Annotated in this window: 15 protein-coding genes; 12 read left to right on the top strand and 3 right to left on the bottom strand. The window is 63.6% G+C overall.

Annotated elements, in window-relative coordinates; translation table 11 throughout:
• Nucleotides 1–67 precede the first annotated feature (67 nt).
• From ACMGE0_RS04180 to ACMGE0_RS04235, 12 genes are all read left to right on the top strand, one after another.
• Nucleotides 68–1,147 (top strand): amidohydrolase family protein, encoded by a 1,080-nt coding sequence (locus ACMGE0_RS04180; protein WP_436814614.1) that lies wholly within the window; start codon nucleotides 68–70, stop codon nucleotides 1,145–1,147.
• Nucleotides 1,148–1,150: 3 nt separating this feature from the next.
• Nucleotides 1,151–2,254, top strand: coding sequence for an amidohydrolase family protein (locus tag ACMGE0_RS04185; protein ID WP_436814615.1), 1,104 nt, complete (start codon nucleotides 1,151–1,153; stop codon nucleotides 2,252–2,254).
• A 16-nt stretch (nucleotides 2,255–2,270) separates the two neighbouring features.
• On the top strand, nucleotides 2,271–3,395 hold the full coding sequence (locus tag ACMGE0_RS04190; RefSeq protein ID WP_436814616.1) for an amidohydrolase family protein: 1,125 nt from the start codon (nucleotides 2,271–2,273) through the stop codon (nucleotides 3,393–3,395).
• Nucleotides 3,392–4,498, top strand: coding sequence for an amidohydrolase family protein (locus ACMGE0_RS04195; protein ID WP_436814617.1), 1,107 nt, complete (start codon nucleotides 3,392–3,394; stop codon nucleotides 4,496–4,498). The genes ACMGE0_RS04190 and ACMGE0_RS04195 overlap by 4 nt, the downstream gene beginning before the upstream one ends.
• Before the next feature lie 2 nt (nucleotides 4,499–4,500).
• A complete protein-coding gene (locus ACMGE0_RS04200; protein ID WP_436814618.1) occupies nucleotides 4,501–4,914 on the top strand; it encodes a Rieske (2Fe-2S) protein in 414 nt (137 codons plus the stop codon).
• 35 nt (nucleotides 4,915–4,949) lie between these two features.
• Complete coding sequence (locus tag ACMGE0_RS04205; RefSeq protein ID WP_436814619.1) at nucleotides 4,950–5,969, top strand: ABC transporter substrate-binding protein; 1,020 nt, start codon at nucleotides 4,950–4,952, stop codon at nucleotides 5,967–5,969.
• Nucleotides 5,970–6,225: 256 nt separating this feature from the next.
• A complete protein-coding gene (locus tag ACMGE0_RS04210) occupies nucleotides 6,226–7,836 on the top strand; it encodes an ABC transporter substrate-binding protein (protein WP_436814620.1) in 1,611 nt (536 codons plus the stop codon).
• A gap of 43 nt (nucleotides 7,837–7,879) precedes the next feature.
• On the top strand, nucleotides 7,880–8,869 hold the full coding sequence (locus ACMGE0_RS04215; RefSeq protein WP_436814621.1) for an ABC transporter permease: 990 nt from the start codon (nucleotides 7,880–7,882) through the stop codon (nucleotides 8,867–8,869).
• Complete coding sequence (locus ACMGE0_RS04220; protein ID WP_436814622.1) at nucleotides 8,866–9,696, top strand: ABC transporter permease; 831 nt, start codon at nucleotides 8,866–8,868, stop codon at nucleotides 9,694–9,696. Before ACMGE0_RS04215 ends, ACMGE0_RS04220 begins: the two co-directional genes overlap by 4 nt.
• Complete coding sequence (locus tag ACMGE0_RS04225; RefSeq protein ID WP_436814623.1) at nucleotides 9,693–10,475, top strand: ABC transporter ATP-binding protein; 783 nt, start codon at nucleotides 9,693–9,695, stop codon at nucleotides 10,473–10,475. Before ACMGE0_RS04220 ends, ACMGE0_RS04225 begins: the two co-directional genes overlap by 4 nt.
• Entirely contained in the window at nucleotides 10,472–11,275 is an 804-nt protein-coding gene (locus ACMGE0_RS04230) for an ABC transporter ATP-binding protein (protein ID WP_436814624.1), read from the top strand. The genes ACMGE0_RS04225 and ACMGE0_RS04230 overlap by 4 nt, the downstream gene beginning before the upstream one ends.
• Complete coding sequence (locus ACMGE0_RS04235) at nucleotides 11,272–12,363, top strand: pyridoxal-phosphate-dependent aminotransferase family protein (RefSeq protein WP_436814625.1); 1,092 nt, start codon at nucleotides 11,272–11,274, stop codon at nucleotides 12,361–12,363. Before ACMGE0_RS04230 ends, ACMGE0_RS04235 begins: the two co-directional genes overlap by 4 nt.
• On the opposite strand, the gene ACMGE0_RS04240 is transcribed toward ACMGE0_RS04235, so the two are convergent.
• Genes ACMGE0_RS04240 through ACMGE0_RS04250 form a run of 3 tightly spaced genes read right to left on the bottom strand, consistent with a single transcriptional unit; the run spans nucleotide 12,364 to nucleotide 16,786 of the window.
• Nucleotides 12,364–13,920: a VOC family protein gene (locus ACMGE0_RS04240; RefSeq protein WP_436814626.1), complete on the bottom strand. Its 1,557-nt coding sequence runs from the start codon at nucleotides 13,918–13,920 to the stop codon at nucleotides 12,364–12,366.
• An 11-nt stretch (nucleotides 13,921–13,931) separates the two neighbouring features.
• Complete coding sequence (locus ACMGE0_RS04245; RefSeq protein ID WP_436814627.1) at nucleotides 13,932–14,930, bottom strand: TRAP transporter substrate-binding protein; 999 nt, start codon at nucleotides 14,928–14,930, stop codon at nucleotides 13,932–13,934.
• Nucleotides 14,931–14,956: 26 nt separating this feature from the next.
• A complete protein-coding gene (locus ACMGE0_RS04250; RefSeq protein WP_436814628.1) occupies nucleotides 14,957–16,786 on the bottom strand; it encodes a TRAP transporter large permease in 1,830 nt (609 codons plus the stop codon).
• Nucleotides 16,787–16,919 lie beyond the last annotated feature (133 nt).

Here is a 16,919-nt window from a genome sequence, read left to right on the forward strand (position 1 = left end):
GCTCGGGAGTGAGGCTTTTGCCTGCCGTTGAAGAAGCGGCGGCAGAACAGACAGGGAGGTTTGCGCGGTGGATACTGCTGTGATGCAGCGGAACCCGGTGCTTTCGCAATTGGGCGCGATTGATTGTGACGTTCACCCCGATGCGCCACAACGTGCGGATTTGATGCCCTATTTCGACGACTATTGGCAGGAGATTGTGGTCTCCCGCGACGTCGATCGGCTGGAACTCACCAATTTCCCGACCCGCAGCAGGCCCTTCTTCCGCGAGGACTGGAAGGCGGCGGAAGGAAAGGGCGTCGAGAAGCTGCGCAAGAACCTGCTCGATCCGTTCGGTCTCAAATACGCGATCCTGAACTGCGTCACCGGCGTTCACGCGATCTACGATCCCTATCTCGCGACGGCGATTTGCCGCGCCACCAATGAGTGGCTGAAGGCGGAATGGCTGGACCGGGATCCGCGCTTGCGAGCCTCGCTCGTGCTGCCGATGCAGAACCCGGAAGCCGCCGTCGAGGAGATCGAGCGGTTTGCCGACGACAAGCGCTTCGTGCAGGTTCTGGCGCTTTGCATGGGCGAAATGCCGCTCGGCCGCCGCCTCTACTGGCCGGTCTACGAGGCCGCGCAGCGCCACGGCTTCACGCTCGGCGTGCATGCCGGCAGCGCCTATCGCCACGCGCCGAGCCAGAGCGGGTTCCTCTCCTATCTGGCGGAGGATTACGTCCATCAGATCCAGGGCTTTGCCGCCCAGGTCGGCAGTTTCGTCGCCGAAGGGGTGCTCGGCAAGTTCCCCGGCATGAAGATCGTGCTGATCGAATCCGGCGTCTCGTGGCTGCCCGGTCAGATGTGGCGGATGAGCAAGGATTGGCGCGGCGCCCGCATCGAGGTGCCATGGGTCAAGGAGCCCCCTGCATCGCTGATCCGCCGCCAGATCCGCCTGACCACGCAACCCTTCGATGCGCCGCGCGACCCGAAGGAGCTGGAGCGCATCATAGAGCATCTCGATGCCGACGACATGCTGCTCTTCTCCACCGACTATCCGCACGCACAGTTCGAGGGCGATGCCGCCATTCCTGCAGGTTTCCCGGAACATCTGATCGACCGGCTGGTCCGGGAGAACGCGCTCGCCACCTATCCGCGACTGGAGGGCTAAGTCATGAATCAAGCCGTTCTGGAAAAGGACACCAAAGCAGAGGCCAAGCTCGGGATCGTCGATTGCGACATCCATCCGGCTTTCGGCACGCCGGGCGAACTTGCGAAATTCCTGCCCGCGCGCTGGCGCGACCATCTTACGGATTATGGCCAGCGCAGTGCCAACCCGGTCGTCGGCACCCTTCCCTATCCGCGCATGACGCCCGGCAACGGCATGCGCCGCGACGCCTGGCCGCCGAACGGTGGGCCGCCCGCCTCCGACCTCGCCTATCTGCAGGAACAGCTTCTTGACCCGCTGGACATCGAATATGGCATCCTGCAGCCGCTCGCGGCCGGTTCCTCGACGTTGAACCAGGAACTCGGCGCGGCCATGTGCGTCGCCATCAATGACTGGCAGATCGACAAGTGGATGGATCCCGAGCCGCGTCTTAAGGGATCGATTTCCGTTACTCAGGAGGATGTGCCCGCTGCACTCGCCGAAATCGAAGCGCGCATCGGCGACAAGCGTTTCGTGCAGATCGCCATTCCGCCGCGCACGATCGAACCGGCTGGAAGGCGGCGCTACTGGCCGATCTACGAAGCGGCCGAGCACCACGGCCTGCCGATCGGCATGCACTCCGCCGCCTATGGCCAGCACACCAACAGCGGCGCCGGCTGGCTGAATTTTTATATCGAGGAACACTACGCCTTCTCGCACAGCCTGCAGAGCGTCGTGACGAGCATGGTTTTCGAAGGCGTTTTCGAGCGCTTCCCGAAGCTGAAGCTTGTCGTCGTCGAAGGCGGTTTTGCCTGGGCCGCACCGCTGATGTGGCGGCTCGACAAACAGTGGGAACGGATGCGTTCCGAGGTACCGCATGTGAAACGGCCGCCATCGGAATATATCCGCGAGAACGTGTGGTTCACCACGCAGCCGATCGAGGAGCCGGAGAACAACCGCCACCTGCTCGACACGCTGCGCTGGGTCGGCACCGACCGGCTGATGTTCTCGACCGATTATCCTCATTGGGATTTCGACGATCCGCGCTACGCCTTCAAGGTGCCGCTGTCGCCGACCGAACGCGCGCAGATCTTTCGCGAAAACGCAAAAGCCGTCTACCGCCTGCCCTGACCCGGAGCGCCCCCGCATGAATGAAATGATCAGATCGTTAGGCAAGGAACCGGGATTTTCGACGGTCGGCGGCATAGACTGCGACCTGCATCCGGCCTCGCCGGCGACGGCGACGCTGCTCCCCTACCTCGATGATTACTGGCGCGAGACTTTTGTCATGCGCGGCGTCGACCGGCTGAGCCTGGCGATGACCGCCTCGCCGGTCCGCGCTCCGATCAATGTGCGCTCGGATTGGAAAGCGAAGAGCGGTTTTGCCGGCGACACGCTGGAAACGGTCCGCGCCCAGGCGCTCGATCCCTTCGGCACGCGGCTTGCGATCTGCAACGTCCTGCACGGCTCGATGGTCATGCATTCCGACGATATGGCCGCAGCCCTTTGCGGCGCGGTCAACGAATGGCTGGCACGGGAATGGCTCGACATGGAGCCGCGCCTGCGGGGATCGATCGTCGTCTCCGCCCAGAATGCCGAGCTTGCCGTCGCCGAGATCGAGAGGCGCGCCGCCGACAACCGTTTCGTGCAGGTGCTGATCCTCGCGCAGAACGACGAGCCGCTCGGCCGCCGCCGCTATTGGCCGATCTACGAGGCGGCTGCCCGCAACAAGCTGCCCATCTGCATCCATGCCGGCGGCAGCAACCGCCATGCGCCGACCGCGACCGGCTGGCCGAGCTATTTCGTCGAAGCCTATGTGGCGCAGGGTTCGATCTTCGAGAGCCAGTTGCTCAGCCTGGTCGCCGAAGGCGTCTTCCACAAAATACCGGAGCTCAAGGTGGTGTTCGCCGAGAGCGGCTTCACCTGGCTTCCCTCCTTCTTCTGGCGGGCCGACAAGACCTGGCGCGGCGTCCGTGCCGAAACGCCTTGGGTGACCGAACAGCCGAGCGACATCGTCAAGCGGCACGTGCGCTTCACGCTGCAGCCGGTCGAAGCGCCGCCGGAGACCGACGCTCTCGCTCGAACGCTGGCCCATATCGACTGCGACGACATCCTCCTCTTCTCGACCGACTATCCGCACGCGCAGTTCGAAGGACTGAACGCACTGCCCGCAGCCCTTGGGGAAACGCTCGCCCGCAAGATCATGATCGACAACCCGCTCGCCACCTATCCGCGGATCGCCGCGGGTTTCGGAAAGGAGGTCTCGAAATGACAGAGGCGCTGACACTCGAACGCCCGGTCGAGGCAAAGGCCAAATACAGTCTGATCGACTGCGACATCCATCCGTCGATGAAGACGCCGGCCGAAATGCATCCATACCTTTCGCAGCGCTGGCGGGATCATCTGGCCACCTATGGCGGGCACACCCGGCAGGGGCTGGCCGAGACGCTCTCCCATCCGCGCATGGTGCCGGAAGTCTCCCGCGTCGATTCCTGGCCGCCGGCCGGCGGACCGCCGGGCTCGGACCTGCCCTTCCTGCGCGAGCAGCATCTCGACGGTCTCGGCATCGACATTGGCGTGCTCGTGCCGCTGCGCTTCAACGCCAGCGGCCAGCGCCATCCCGATTTCGCAGCCGCGATCGCCACGGCCATCAACGACTGGCAGGTCGGCAAATTCCTGGAACCGGAATCCCGCCTGCGCGGCTCGATCATCGCCACCCAGGAAGACCCCGCGAATGCGGTGGCCGAAATCAACCGCCGAGCTTCCGACAAGCGTTTTCTACAAATCCTCCTGCCGCCGCGCTCCATCGAACCGCTCGGCAAGCGCCGTCACTGGCCGATCTTCGAGGCAGCACTCAGCCACGGCCTGCCGATCTCCATGCATGTCGGCGGCATCGGCGGCCATCAGGCGACCGGCGCCGGCTGGCCTTCTTATTATATCGAGGAGCACCACAGCCAGGTGCAGACCATGCAGGCGATCATCGCCAGCCTGATCTTCGAAGGCGTCTTCGAGCAGTTCCCGGATCTGAAGGTCTCCTTTGTCGAAGGCGGCTTCTCCTGGGTGCCGGCTTATGGCTGGCGCATGGACAAGGCTTGGGCCGCGATGCGTGACGAGGTTCCGCATGTGAAACGACCGCCGTCGGAATATCTCAAGAAGAACATCTGGTTCACCACCCAGCCGATGGAGGAGCCGAACCCGGCGAGAAATCTCGCCGACACGTTGAACTGGATCGGTACCGACCGGCTGATGTTCTCGACCGACTATCCGCACTGGGATTTCGACGATCCCCGTTATGCCTTCAAGGTGCCGCTCACCGCGGCCGAAAAAGCGGCGATCTTCGCCGGAAACGCTGTCAACTTCTATGGATTGAACTGAGAATGGCTCGTCACGTCGTCGCCAAGGTCGATGAACTCGATATCGGCAAATCGAAACTGGTGAAGGTCGCAGGTCGCGACATCGCCCTCTTCAACGTCAAGGGCGAGTTCTTCGCCATCGCCAACCGTTGCCCGCATGAGGGCGCCGACCTCTGCCGCGGCCAGATGGTGGGGCTGGCGGAATCCGACGAACCGGGAAAGTACCGCATGACGCGGCACGGCGAACTCGTTCGCTGCCCCTGGCACGGCTGGGAATTCGACATCCGCACCGGCAAATCCTGGTGCGACCCGGCGCGCACCCGCGTGAAAAGCTTCGACGTCTCCGTCGCGAGCGGCGGAGCCCTCGTGGAAGGTCCCTATCAGGCCGAAACCTTTCCGGTCTCCATCGACGAGGATTACGTGGTCGTAGAGATCTGAACATTCATCAAGGCAAGCATTCCAGGGAGGAAAGAATGTCGTTTATCCGGCACTTGGCCGTATTCGCGCTCGGCGCGGCGCTTGCAGCACCTGCGCTCGCGCAGGATGCAGAGTGGGACAAGGTGGTGGAAGCCGCCAAGAAAGAAGGAACGGTCACAGTCTACAACTCGCAGCTCGGCGCGCCGAATTTCGTCGCCGTCATCGAGTCCTTTCAGGAGAAATACGGCATCAAGGTCGAGTCGCTGGACGTCCGCGCCAGCGAGCTGACGGAACGCCTGCGCTCCGAACAGACGGCCGGCCGCTATATAGCCGACATCCAGATGCATTCGGCGAATTCGATCGAAACGGGCAAAGCTCAGGGCATTGCCGTCGAACAGCTCGGCAATATCCCGAACGTCGCCAATATCCGCGACGACATGAGGAAAGAAGTCACCGACGACCACGTGCCGGGCTTCCTGCAGGCCTATGGCATTCTGGTGAATACCGGCCTCGTGAAGTCGGAAGACGAACCGAAGAGCTGGAAGGACCTTGCCGATCCGAAGTGGAAAGGCAAGATCCTTTCCGACGACATGCGTCCGCTCGGCTCCGGCGGCACCATGTTCGTGGTCTTCCAGAAGACCTATGGCCAGGAATTCAACGAGAAACTCGCCGAAAACAAGCCGGTCTTCAGCCGCGATCTGCGCAATGACGCCCGCCGCGTCGCCCGTGGCGAATACCCGATCTATATCCCGCAGATGTTCGCCTTCGCCAACGATTTGCAGGGGCTGCCGATCAAGGTGGTCGTGCCGGAGGAAGGCGTGCCCTATGTCTCGATCCATTTCGCGATCATGAAGAACGCGCCGCATCCGAACGCGGCCAGACTCTTCATCAACCACTTCCTCGACATGGAATCGCAGGTCACCTACGCGAAAGCCTGGATGCTGCCGGTGATCAAGGGCGTGCAGGATCAGCTAGACCCGGAATCGAAACGTTTCGCCGGCGCAAAGCTGCTCGGCACCCGCGAGCTGGATGAATATGGTCCGATGATGGACCTTGCCAAGAAGATCTATCCATAGGTGTTCGAACGAACTTAAAAGATCCTCTCTGGTGGAAGAAACAGTGTCGCCCGCGCAGCGGGCGACACACCGCTCGCCGTGCATAAGGCAAGTCGTCACCATGACCTAAACCTTTCTACCGCAACGGAAATGCGCTTGGCCGCGCCCGGCCGACGAGAATTTGTTCCCGAAGGCAGGGAAGTGAAATTTCCTGCCTGTGCGGCAGACGATTTCGCTGGCAATATCCTGTCCAAAAAGCTGGACGCAGGAGAGAGCCATGACGATTGCCAAACTATCCCGACGCATCCTTTTACAGACCGGCGCCGCCCTGCTCGCCTCGACGGCGCTCCCGACCTTCGCCCGCGCCCAGACGGCGCCTCCCGGCGGCCGGCTGATCGTCGCGGCCGATTCCGAGCCGAAGAACCTCAACCCGGCGATCGTCGCCTCCAACGGCGTCTTCTTCGTGGCCAGCAAGGTGGTCGAGCCGCTCGCCGAAGCCTCATTCGAGGGCAAGGACGGTCTTGCTCCGCGGCTTGCCACCTCCTGGGAAGGCTCCGCGGACGGCAAGTCCGTCACCTTCAAGCTGCGCGAAGGCGTGAAATGGCACGACGGCAAGCCCTTTACCTCCGCCGACGTCGCCTTTTCCGCGCTCAACATCTGGAAACCGCTGCAGAATCTCGGCCGCCTCGTCTTTGCCAACCTCGAAGCCGTCGATACGCCGGATGAAACGACGGCGGTCTTCCGCTTTTCCAAGCCCACGCCGCTGCAGCTCATCCGCAACGCGCTGCCGGTCGTCAGCAGCGTCGTGCCCAAGCACGTCTATGAAGGCACCGACATCGGCGCCAACCCCGCCAATGTGAAGCTTGTCGGCACCGGCCCGTTCAAATTCACGGAATACAAGCCGGGCGAATATTACCGGCTGACCAGGAACGAGGATTATTGGGCGGAGGGTGAGCCGAAGCTGGACGAGGTCATCTTCCGCGTCCTGCCGGACCGTGCCGGCGCAGGCGCGGCGCTGGAGGCGGAGGAAATCCAGCTTGCCGCCTTCTCGGCCGTGCCGCTCACCGATCTCGACCGCATTTCCAAAGCGCCGGGCATCAAGGTGATCTCGAAGGGCTACGAGGCGCTGACCTACCAGCTCGTGGTGGAGATCAACCATCGCCGCAAGGAACTGGCCGACGTGAAAGTGCGCCAGGCGATCGCCCACGCGATCGACAGGAAATTCGTCGTCGATACGATTTTCCTCGGCTACGCCGCCGCCTCGACCGGCCCGGTCCCGAAGAACGCGCCGGAATTCTACGATGCCGACGTACCGACCTATGATTTTGACGTAGCGAAAGCCAATGCGCTGCTGGACGAAGCCGGCTACAGGAAGGGCGCTAACGGCACCCGTTTCTCGCTGAAGCTCCGCCCCGCCCCCTATTTCAACGAGACGAAACAGTTCGGAGACTATCTCCGCCAGGCACTGGCCGCCGTCGGCATCGACGCTCAACTGGTAAATGCCGATTCCGCCGCCCACCAGAAGGCGGTTTATACGGATCACGATTTCGACCTGGCGGTCGCGCCGCCCGTCTTCCGCGGCGATCCGGCCATTTCGACCACCATCCTCGTAAAATCCGGAACGCCCGCCGGCGTACCTTTCTCGAACCAGGGCGGCTATGCCAGCAAGCAACTGGACGATATCATCGCCAAGGCAGCCGAGACCGTCGACACGGCGGCGCGCACGGACCTTTACAAGCAGTTCCAGAAGCTTGTCGCGGCCGACCTGCCGCTGATCAACGTCGCCGAATGGGGCTTCATCACAGTGGCGCGCGACACGGTGCTGAACGTCTCCAACAATCCGCGCTGGGCGGTGTCGAACTGGGCGGATACCGCGCTGCAATCGTGATAAGGTCGCTCCCCAGCAACCGAGTCCCGAGGCGTCAAGCAGCGTGAACCGTGCCCTTCGATTGATCAGGCGCCGCGCGATCAGCAGCATTCCCGTGCTGCTGATCGTCATCGTCCTGACTTTTCTGCTGCTCGAATCAGCCTCCGGCGATGCGGTCGATGCCTATCTGCTCTCGATCGGCGGCGGAGACGCGGTGGTGGCGCAATCGCTGCGCCAGGCCTACGGCCTTGACCAGTCCATGCTGGCGCGGCTCTGGCTCTACGTCTCATCGCTGGCGAAGCTCGATCTCGGCTGGTCGGTCGCATTCGACCGGCCGGTGCTCGACCTGATCCTCGAACGCCTGCCGAACACATTGCTCCTGATGGGAAGCTCCACGGCACTTTCGTTCGGGTTCGGCTCGGCGCTCGGCATCCTCGCCGGCGCGAAGCCGGAGAGCCTGCGGGACAGGGCGCTCTCGACCCTTTCCCTGGTACTTTACGCGATCCCGAGCTTCTGGCTCGGCCTGGTGCTCAGCATCATCTTTGCGGTACAGCTTCGCTGGTTGCCGACGTCCGGCATCGAAACGATTGCTTCCGGCAAAACTGGGCTGGTCCGCGCCGCAGACATCGCCGCGCATCTCGTCCTGCCGGTCGCGGCGCTTGCCCTCATCTATATGGCGCTGTTCCTGCGCGTCATGCGCGCTGGCATGGCGGAGGTCTGGCGGCTCGATTTCGTGCTCTTCGCCCGATCCAAGGGGCTTTCGCGCTCCCGCATCGTGCTGCGCCACGTGGCGCGCAACGCGCTGCTGCCGCTCGTGACCATGCTCGGCCTGCAATCTGCCGCCATGCTCGGCGGCAGCGTCGTCATCGAAAGCATTTTTGCCATCCCCGGCTTCGGCCGGCTGGCGCAGGAGGCCGTCAGCGGCCGCGACGCGCCGCTCCTGATGGGTATCATCGTCATCAGCGCCGTGCTCGTCATCTGCGTCAATCTGGTGATCGACATCGTCTATGCCGCGCTCGACCCGCGCGTCGGCGCCTCGGAGAGCGGCGGATGAGGTTGATTCGAAATCTCATCAGAACGCCGGAAGGCGCGATAGGGCTTGGCATTTTGGCCCTGCTGGTGCTGGTCGCCCTCCTCGCACCGGCGCTCTCTCCCGGCGATCCGCTGAGGATTGCGGCGCGCCCGCTGCTCCCGCCCTTCACCGACGCCAATTTCCCGCTCGGCACGGACCGTCTCGGCCGCGACGTGCTCGCCGGTATCATCCACGGCACACGCACTTCGCTTGCGGTCGGCATCGCGGCGGCGCTCGCCGCGATCGCGATCGGCCTTTGCGTCGGGCTCACGGCCGGTTTTGCCGGCGGGCTGGCCGACGAAGCGCTGATGCGCGTGGTCGATGCCTTCCAGATCGTCCCGAGCTTTCTGCTGGCGCTCGCCTTCGTCAGCGTCATCGGCGCCTCGGTGCCCGTCGTCGTGCTGGCGATCGCGCTCGGCGCCTGGGCCGATCCGGCGCGGCTGACGCGCGCCCAGGTGCTCTCGATCCGCGAACGGGATTATGTCGCTTCGGCGCGGGTGATCGGGATGCACCCTGCGGAAATCGCCTTCAAGGAAATCCTGCCGAACGCGCTTCCGCCGGTCCTGGCGCTCTCCGCCATCATCGTCGCGGCTGCGATCCTCACCGAGGCAGCCCTCTCCTTCCTTGGCCTCGGCGATCCGAATGTGGTCACCTGGGGTTCGATGATCGCGGAGGGCCGCAACATCCTGCGCTCCTCGCCCTCCCTATCGATCTTTCCCGGCATTGCGCTGGTGGTGACGGTCGTCGGCGTCTATCTCTTCAGCGAAGGCCTCACCAAGACGCTTGCCGGGCGGAGGAGCGACGCATGAGTCTGCTTTGCGAGATCAGAAGCCTTTCGGTCACCTATCGCGGCCAGCCGATGCCGGCCTTAAGGGATGTCGATCTTGATATCCATTCGGGCGAGCGGCTGGCGGTCATCGGCGAAAGCGGCTCCGGCAAAAGCACGCTGGCACGTACCATTGCCGGGCTTCTGCCGCCCGGCGCGGCAGTCACCGGGGAAATGCGCTGGCCCGGCGGCCATACGCCCGTCGCCGGTCGCGATCTCGGTTTCGTCTTCCAGGACCCGTCTTCCAGCCTCAATCCGGTGCTGACGATCGGCGAACAAGTGGCCGAAGGCGCCCGCCGGCATCTCGGGCTTTCATGGAAAACCGCCTATTCCCAAGCGCTGGACATGCTGGAACGGGTCCATATCCCTGAACCGGAAAAGACACTCAAGGCGTTTCCGCATCAGCTTTCGGGCGGCCAGCGCCAGCGGGTGGCGATCGCGGCGGCGCTTGCGGCAAAACCCGGCACCCTCATCGCCGACGAGGCGACCAGCGCGCTCGATATGGTGGTTCAGGCAGAGATCGTCTCGCTGCTCGACGAACTCGTCCGCGAAGCCGGGATGACACTGCTCTTCATTACGCATGACATCGCGCTCGCCTCAGGCTTCGCGGACCGCGTGGCGATCTTCAAGGATGGCCGCCTGGTCGAAACCGGCCCGACGGCCACCGTCATGGCGATGCCTCAGGAAGCCTATACGAAAGCGCTGATCGCCAGCCATCGCGATCTTTTCACGCCGCCTCTTATCCGTGAGGTGGCGTCATGACGCTGCTGTCGGTCGAAAATCTTTCCAAACGTTTCTCCTCGGGTGGTCGTCAAGTCGCAGCGCTCCACGATGTCTCCTTGATGCTTGCGGCGGGGGAGACGCTCGGACTCGTCGGCGCCTCCGGCAGCGGAAAATCGACACTGGCTCGCATTCTCGTCCGGCTGATCCCCGCCGATGCCGGGACGATCCGCTTCGATGATGAAGACTGGCTGGCGCTTTCCGGTCCTGAACTGCGCCGTCGGCGTGCGAAAATGCAAATGGTGTTCCAGGACGTGCTCGGCGCCTTCAACCCGCGCGCCACGGTCGCTTCCGTGCTGGACGATCCGCTGCGTATCCATGGCATCGTGCCGAAAGCTGAAAGGCCCCGGGAAATCGCCGCGCTGCTCGATCGCGTCGGCCTGCCGGCAAACTATGCAGAACGCTCCATCCGCGAAGTCTCCGGCGGCCAGCGGCAGCGGATCGCGATCGCACGCGCCATCGCCACCCGACCGTCGCTCATCGTGCTGGACGAGGCGGTGTCGGCGCTCGACGTCTCGATTCGCGGAAAGATCCTCGAACTGCTTGTCGAATTGCAGGAGGAACGTGGCATCGCCTATCTCTTCGTCTCGCATGATCTCGCCGTACTGCGTGCCGTATCGCACCATATCGCTGTCATGGACGCCGGGCGGCTGGTCGAGACCGGCCCCGCTCGCCAGGTGATCGAAAATCCGCAATCCTCCGCAGCGCGGGCGCTGATCGCCGCCGTGCCGCGTCTCGCCGCCGGAACATCGGCCGAAATTTCGGAAGGACACGACTCATGACGTTTGACCGCTGGAATCCGCTGAACGACGCGCTCGCCTTTCCCGCCGCCCGTTATGCCTCGATCGCCGACAGGATCGGCGGGATATTGAAGACCCGCAACGACGTGCTGATTATCCAGGCGGAAGCCGTCGTGGCTCTGGAAGCGGTCGCGACAAGCCTCGCGCGGCCGGACCTGAAGGCGCTCAGCATCGTCACAAGCCTTTATGGCGGCTGGTTCGGCAACTGGCTGCGGCGCGGCGGCGCCGATGTCGTCAACCTCGCGGCGGAGCCGGCGCGTCCGATAGAACTCGACGCGGTCGAAGCGGCGCTCAACGCCCATCCGGACGTGAAAATTCTGGCCGTTGTTCATGCGGAGTCGGCAAGCGGCATCCGCAATCCCTTGGAAGAAATCGTGGCGCTGGCGCGAACACGCGGCATCGTGACGGTGGTCGATGCGGTGGCTTCGGTCGGCGGCCATGCGCTCGATGTCGATGAACTCGGCATCGATATCACCGTCATCGGCCCGCAGAAGGCGCTGGCCGGACCGGCCGGGCTCTCGGCGCTCTCGATCAGCCCTGACGCATGGGAGCTGATTTCCAGGCAAGGCGGCCCCAGGGATTCCATTCTCTCGCTTCTCGACCAGAAGGCCTGGCTCGACACCGGGCGCGGCGTCTTGCCGGGCACCACTGCGCCGCTGGAATTCTTCGCGCTCGAAGCAGCACTGGATCGCGTAGAAGCGGAAGGCGTGGATCAGATTGTCGCCCAGCATGTCCGCGCCGCGAGGGCGACGCGTGCAGCGCTGGCCGCCATGGGGGCGGAGTTGTGGGTAGATTCCACGAAAGCGTCGAACCTGGTGACGGCTGCCAAAATACCGGTCGGAGCCGACACGACCGCACTCCTCGCCGTCGCCCCGCGTATCATGGAGCTTTCGGCCGGCGTCGGGCCGGGTGCCGAACAGCTGGTCCGGCTGAACCATACCGGCCGGCGCGCCCGTTTCGACAGCGTGCTCGGCAATGTTACGGCCTTCGGCATGGGCCTGAGAAGGCTCGGCTTCAAGGCAGACATCGCCGCAGCGGTCGATGCCATCGCCCTCCACTACGGCGACTGATCAAGGGCCTTTCCCGATCAGCCAGTCTCGCGCGATGGCCTCGTCCTCGGGACCGATGCCGTGGTTCGCATTGAGTTTTTTCGCCGTAACCTCCGCACCTGCCGCGCGAAGCCGGTCCTCCAGCTCGGACGCAAGAGACCCGTAGAAATCGTCGGTCGCGCTGAGCGACAGGACCTTGGCACCGGAAAGATCGACCTGTGGCCTTTCCTTCAGGCAGTTCATGGAACGCAACAGCACGGCCTTGCGGACCACTCCGGGATAAATCTGCATGACCGCGGCGATCATGTTGCCGCCGTTCGACCAGCCGACGAAAGCCGTCCGGTCCGGATCGACGCCGTAGGCCGGGCCGATATCCTCCAAGAAGGCGACGAAGGCTTCCGCTTCGGAAGCAATCTCCTTCTGGTCGAACGTCGTCTCTGTGAAGCGTCGGAAATAGCGTGGATAACCCTCGTCCGTGGACCGTCCCCGGACGCCGATCAGCATCGCGTTCGGCGCAGCCTTGCGCCCGAAGGACAGCATGGTCGTCTCGTTGCCGCCTGATCCGTGCAACAGGACCAGTGTCGAACCGTCCCATTCGTCCGGCATGTGGATGCGATGCACGAACGGCAGGTCGCGATAGGTAATCCGCTCCTCGCCCGGCAGTCCGAATTGCGGCAGCATGACCCGGAGAACCTCGTGGTCCTCATTGAAATGCGCGGGGATGAAAAGCTTGCTGCCGAGTGTCTCCAGCGGCTCATCGATCGTAAAACCGGGGCCGTCGGTCGCAAGCTCGATCAGCGTGCCGCCCGGCTCGCGTACATAAAGCGAGTGGAAATAATGCCGGTCGTGCATGTTGATCTCGCCGCGATCCTCCGCCTGAAGGGCGACATGCACCGCCTCGACGTGAACCCGGTCGGGAGCCCGGAAAGCGATATGGTCGATCGTCCCCGTGCCCGGCGCGGCGGTCCAGAAGCCGGCGGCATCGCGGATGTCGACGATATCCTGCGCTCCGGAGACCAGCCTTTGGATATTCCCCTCCTTTGGCCCAGGCGTGAGCCCCATGTGGCGGGTCAGGAAGTCCGCAGTCTCATCCGGTTTTTCGGAAAGGACCGTAGCGCCATGCAGTTTCCGGATCGCATCCGCCTCACCGATCCCGCCGCCCTGCCACCAGACCCAGGATGCCGTCTCCTCGACACCGACCAGCTTGACGATGATCCCGTCCGGACCGGTCAATCTCAGCACCGTTTCCCCGAATTCCTGCACCGGACCGCTGAGCTTGACGTTGAACTGCAACGCCCGCGTCAGCCAAAAGCCGATCGCCTCCGGCGCGATCGAAAAGCTGATCTCGCTCGGCGCGCCATGCCCGACCCGTCCCAGCGACCCGTCCTCCCAGGCAAGAAAGGTCACTAGAGAACCCGGCGAAGCCGCTCCGTCTCCGTAAAACAGGTGGAGTTGCCGGGCATCCTCGAAGCCCGCCGTCCGCTTAACGAGCCTCAGCCCCAGGAACCCGGCATAAAAATCGACATTCGCCTGGATCTTGCGGGTAATGGCGGTGATGTGATGCAGACCGCTCGTCATGAAGAGATCTCCTAAGCCGCCTGGACGGCCTTGATGCGGTCGATGCCGCCGACAATCGGGGCGAAATCCTGCCAGACGCCCTGGGCGCCGTTCTGCCATTCCTCGAAGGCTTCAGGCTTCAGGAGCTTACCACCGTTCTTGAGCGACTGTTCGACGGACTTCGCTTCGTCCTCGACGATGAGCTGGTTGAAATAGGCGGCACCTTCACGCGAGGCGTCGAGGAACACGGCTTTCTGCTCCTCGTTGAGCTGGTTCCAGAAGCCCGCGGCATAGAAGACCACACCCGATGCCCAGATATGGCCCGTCTCCGTCATGTAGGGCACGACCTCGTAAAGCTTGAAGCCGGCATAGGCGGATTTGGTAAGGTCCATGGCGTCGGCCACGCCGGTCGAGAGCGCATTGTAGGTCTCGGTGATGGGGATGCCGACCGGCGCGGTGCCGAAGGCGCTCCACAACTTGGTGTGCAGCGGGCTTTGGATGACACGGATCTTCTTGCCCTTGAGCTGTTCCGGACGGGTGACCGGTTCCTTGGTGAGCAGATGCCGGGCGCCATAGTTGATGAAATCGCCAATCACGAAATTCTGGGCGGCAAGCTTCTGTTTCAAATCGGCGCCGATATCACCTTCCACGGTCTTGCGGACATGGTCGCTGTCTTTGAACAGGAACGGCAGGTCAAGGATCTGCAGTTCCGGCACCCAGCCGGAAAGCGACGAAACGGTGGAAAGGCTGGCCTGGATCGAACCAAGTCGCGTGCCCTCCGCGACTTCCTTCTCGCCGCCGAGTGCGCCGTTCCTGACGATGTTGAACTTGAATTGGCCGGGCAGCTTGGCCTCCACCAGTTCACCGATCCTCACCCAGATCCTGGTCTCGGGCTTGTCGTCGCCAAGCAGCGACGCGACCGTGATCGTCGTGGTGCGGGCGGCTGCAGTGCGAACGAATGCCGGTGCCGCAAGAGCAGCACCGGTTACGGCGGCGGTCTTCAAAAGGGTGCGGCGGTTGAGGTTTTGCATGTCTAAGCCCCGGAAAATATGCAGCGTTAGAAGATGACGGCCCAGGCGCAAAGGATCGCCAGGGAAACGAGGAGAGCAAGAAGGTAAGGCACGACCGCGCGGAAGAGCGCCGTTGCCGGAATGCGGGTAACGCCGCTGACCACGAAGATCAGCATGCCGAGCGGCGGCGTCAGCCCGTGGATCATCAGGTTGACGACGAGGATGACGCCGAAATGGATCGGATCGATGCCGGCGGAAACGGCAGCCGGCAACAGGATCGGTCCGAAGAGCAGGATAGCCGCGCCGATATCGAGCACCAGGCCGACGACCAGCAGGATGACGTTCGAGAGGATGAGAACCGCAAGAGCGCTGCCGCCGAGCACGGTCACGAAATCGGAGACGAGACCCGAAACGTCGTCGACCGCAAGCAGGAAGGCGAAGGGACCGGCCGTGCCGATCAGAAGCCCGATCGCCGCAGCCTCCGTCGCCGACTGCCGGAAAGAGCTAAGAAGCGAACCGAAGCCGAGCCGCGCCCAGGCTCCGAGCAGGAGCGTATAAAGAGCCGCGAGCACTGCCGCCTCCGTCGTCGTGACGATGCCGATGCGGATGCCGATCACCACGATGATGCCGAGGCCGAAAGCGGGAATGGCGGAAACGGCCGCCTGCCAGCGATCAGCAGCCGTCGCGCGCGGCTGGGTCACCTGCTTCCGCACCGTCAGATGGATGGCGACGGCCAGGCAGACCGCCATCAGCCCGCCGGCGAAGAAGCCGCCGACCAGCAGCGAGCCTACCGAGAGGTTGGTCGCGGCTGCCAGGATCAGGAAGGCGATCGAGGGCGGAATGACGTTGTCGAGCACCGAGGTCGCGGCGATGATCGCCCCTGCCTGAGCCGGCGGATAGCCATGCTTGACGAGTTCCGGCTGGAAGGTCGAAGCACCGAAGGCGGCATTGGCGACGGATGACCCGGACGCACCGGAAAAAAGCACGCTGGTGAGCAGCGTCGTTTGCGCCAGCCCCGCCCGGCGATGGCCGACCATCGAGGCTGCGAAACGCACGAGCTGGTTGGCGACGCCTGAGGAGGTCAGAAGCCTACCGGCGAGCAGGAAGAAGGGGATGGCAAGCAGCAGGAACTTCGACATGCCGGTGACTGTCGTGGAGACGATCGCCGGCTCCGGCAGGCTGCTGCCGAAGGCGATCGCCACATAGGCCGCAGCCAGAAAGGCATGGGCCAGAGGTGCCGCCAACACCAGGCCGAGTGCCGCGGTCAGAGCCAGGAACAGGCTCGGCGGCAGTTCGCTTTCCACGAAGACCTCCGGCACGCCGAAATACACCGCCGCGCCAACCACCAGAGAAACGAGGACACCGGCTGCTCTGCCATCGGCAATCCGCTGCAGCAAAAGAACGATAAGGATCAGCCCGCCGCCTGCCCCGAGGAGACCGAAACGGATCCATTCCGGCACGCCCAAGGTCGGCGAAACGCCGCCGAGCATCGTCATGATCTCCGCCCCGCCGAAGACCAGAATCAGCGCCGCGACGACCGTGAAGACATCCGCGAGAACCTGCGTCACCGGTGTCACGCGCGCCGGAAGCATCCGTACGAAGACATCGAGCCGCATGGCGAGTGCGCTGTTCAGGCTGAGCGGCGCGCCGAGCGAAATCAGCGCCACATGCAGCCAAATGCCGAGGTCTTCGGAACCGATCAGTCCGGTATTGAAAACATAGCGCAGGACGACGCTCACCAGCACGACAGCCAGCAGCAGAGCCAGGATGAACGCAGCAAGGACGCCGAGAACGGTTTCGACGGCCCTCAGCGCGACGATAATCAGGCGGGGGCGGAAAACCGGCGTAGCGATGTCCGGCTGACTGACTGTCACCATTCCAACTCCAGCACGAGCAAAATACATCCGACCGCCATGTCGCGATCGGAAAACCCGCCGGCGCAAAGGAAAATGCCCCGCCGGCTCTGCCTTTTCGCCTACGCGGGAAAATTCCTCAAGCACGGATATGCTG

Origin of the sequence: Neorhizobium descurainiae (genome assembly GCF_051400715.1) — a bacterium.
Taxonomy (GTDB): domain Bacteria; phylum Pseudomonadota; class Alphaproteobacteria; order Rhizobiales; family Rhizobiaceae; genus Neorhizobium.

Bases quoted from the DNA above. Each gene is read 5' to 3' on its own strand.
- ACMGE0_RS04230 (WP_436814624.1), top strand. From the start codon at position 10,472: ATGACGCTGCTGTCGGTCGAAAATCTTTCCAAACGTTTCTCCTCGGGT.
- ACMGE0_RS04190 (WP_436814616.1), top strand. From the start codon at position 2,271: ATGAATGAAATGATCAGATCGTTAGGCAAGGAACCGGGATTTTCGACG.
- ACMGE0_RS04225 (WP_436814623.1), top strand. From the start codon at position 9,693: ATGAGTCTGCTTTGCGAGATCAGAAGCCTTTCGGTCACCTATCGCGGC.
- ACMGE0_RS04220 (WP_436814622.1), top strand. From the start codon at position 8,866: ATGAGGTTGATTCGAAATCTCATCAGAACGCCGGAAGGCGCGATAGGG.
- ACMGE0_RS04245 (WP_436814627.1), bottom strand. From the start codon at position 14,930: ATGCAAAACCTCAACCGCCGCACCCTTTTGAAGACCGCCGCCGTAACC.
- ACMGE0_RS04210 (WP_436814620.1), top strand. From the start codon at position 6,226: ATGACGATTGCCAAACTATCCCGACGCATCCTTTTACAGACCGGCGCC.
- ACMGE0_RS04250 (WP_436814628.1), bottom strand. From the start codon at position 16,786: ATGGTGACAGTCAGTCAGCCGGACATCGCTACGCCGGTTTTCCGCCCC.
- ACMGE0_RS04185 (WP_436814615.1), top strand. From the start codon at position 1,151: ATGAATCAAGCCGTTCTGGAAAAGGACACCAAAGCAGAGGCCAAGCTC.
- ACMGE0_RS04200 (WP_436814618.1), top strand. From the start codon at position 4,501: ATGGCTCGTCACGTCGTCGCCAAGGTCGATGAACTCGATATCGGCAAA.
- ACMGE0_RS04240 (WP_436814626.1), bottom strand. From the start codon at position 13,920: ATGACGAGCGGTCTGCATCACATCACCGCCATTACCCGCAAGATCCAG.
- ACMGE0_RS04205 (WP_436814619.1), top strand. From the start codon at position 4,950: ATGTCGTTTATCCGGCACTTGGCCGTATTCGCGCTCGGCGCGGCGCTT.
- ACMGE0_RS04195 (WP_436814617.1), top strand. From the start codon at position 3,392: ATGACAGAGGCGCTGACACTCGAACGCCCGGTCGAGGCAAAGGCCAAA.
- ACMGE0_RS04235 (WP_436814625.1), top strand. From the start codon at position 11,272: ATGACGTTTGACCGCTGGAATCCGCTGAACGACGCGCTCGCCTTTCCC.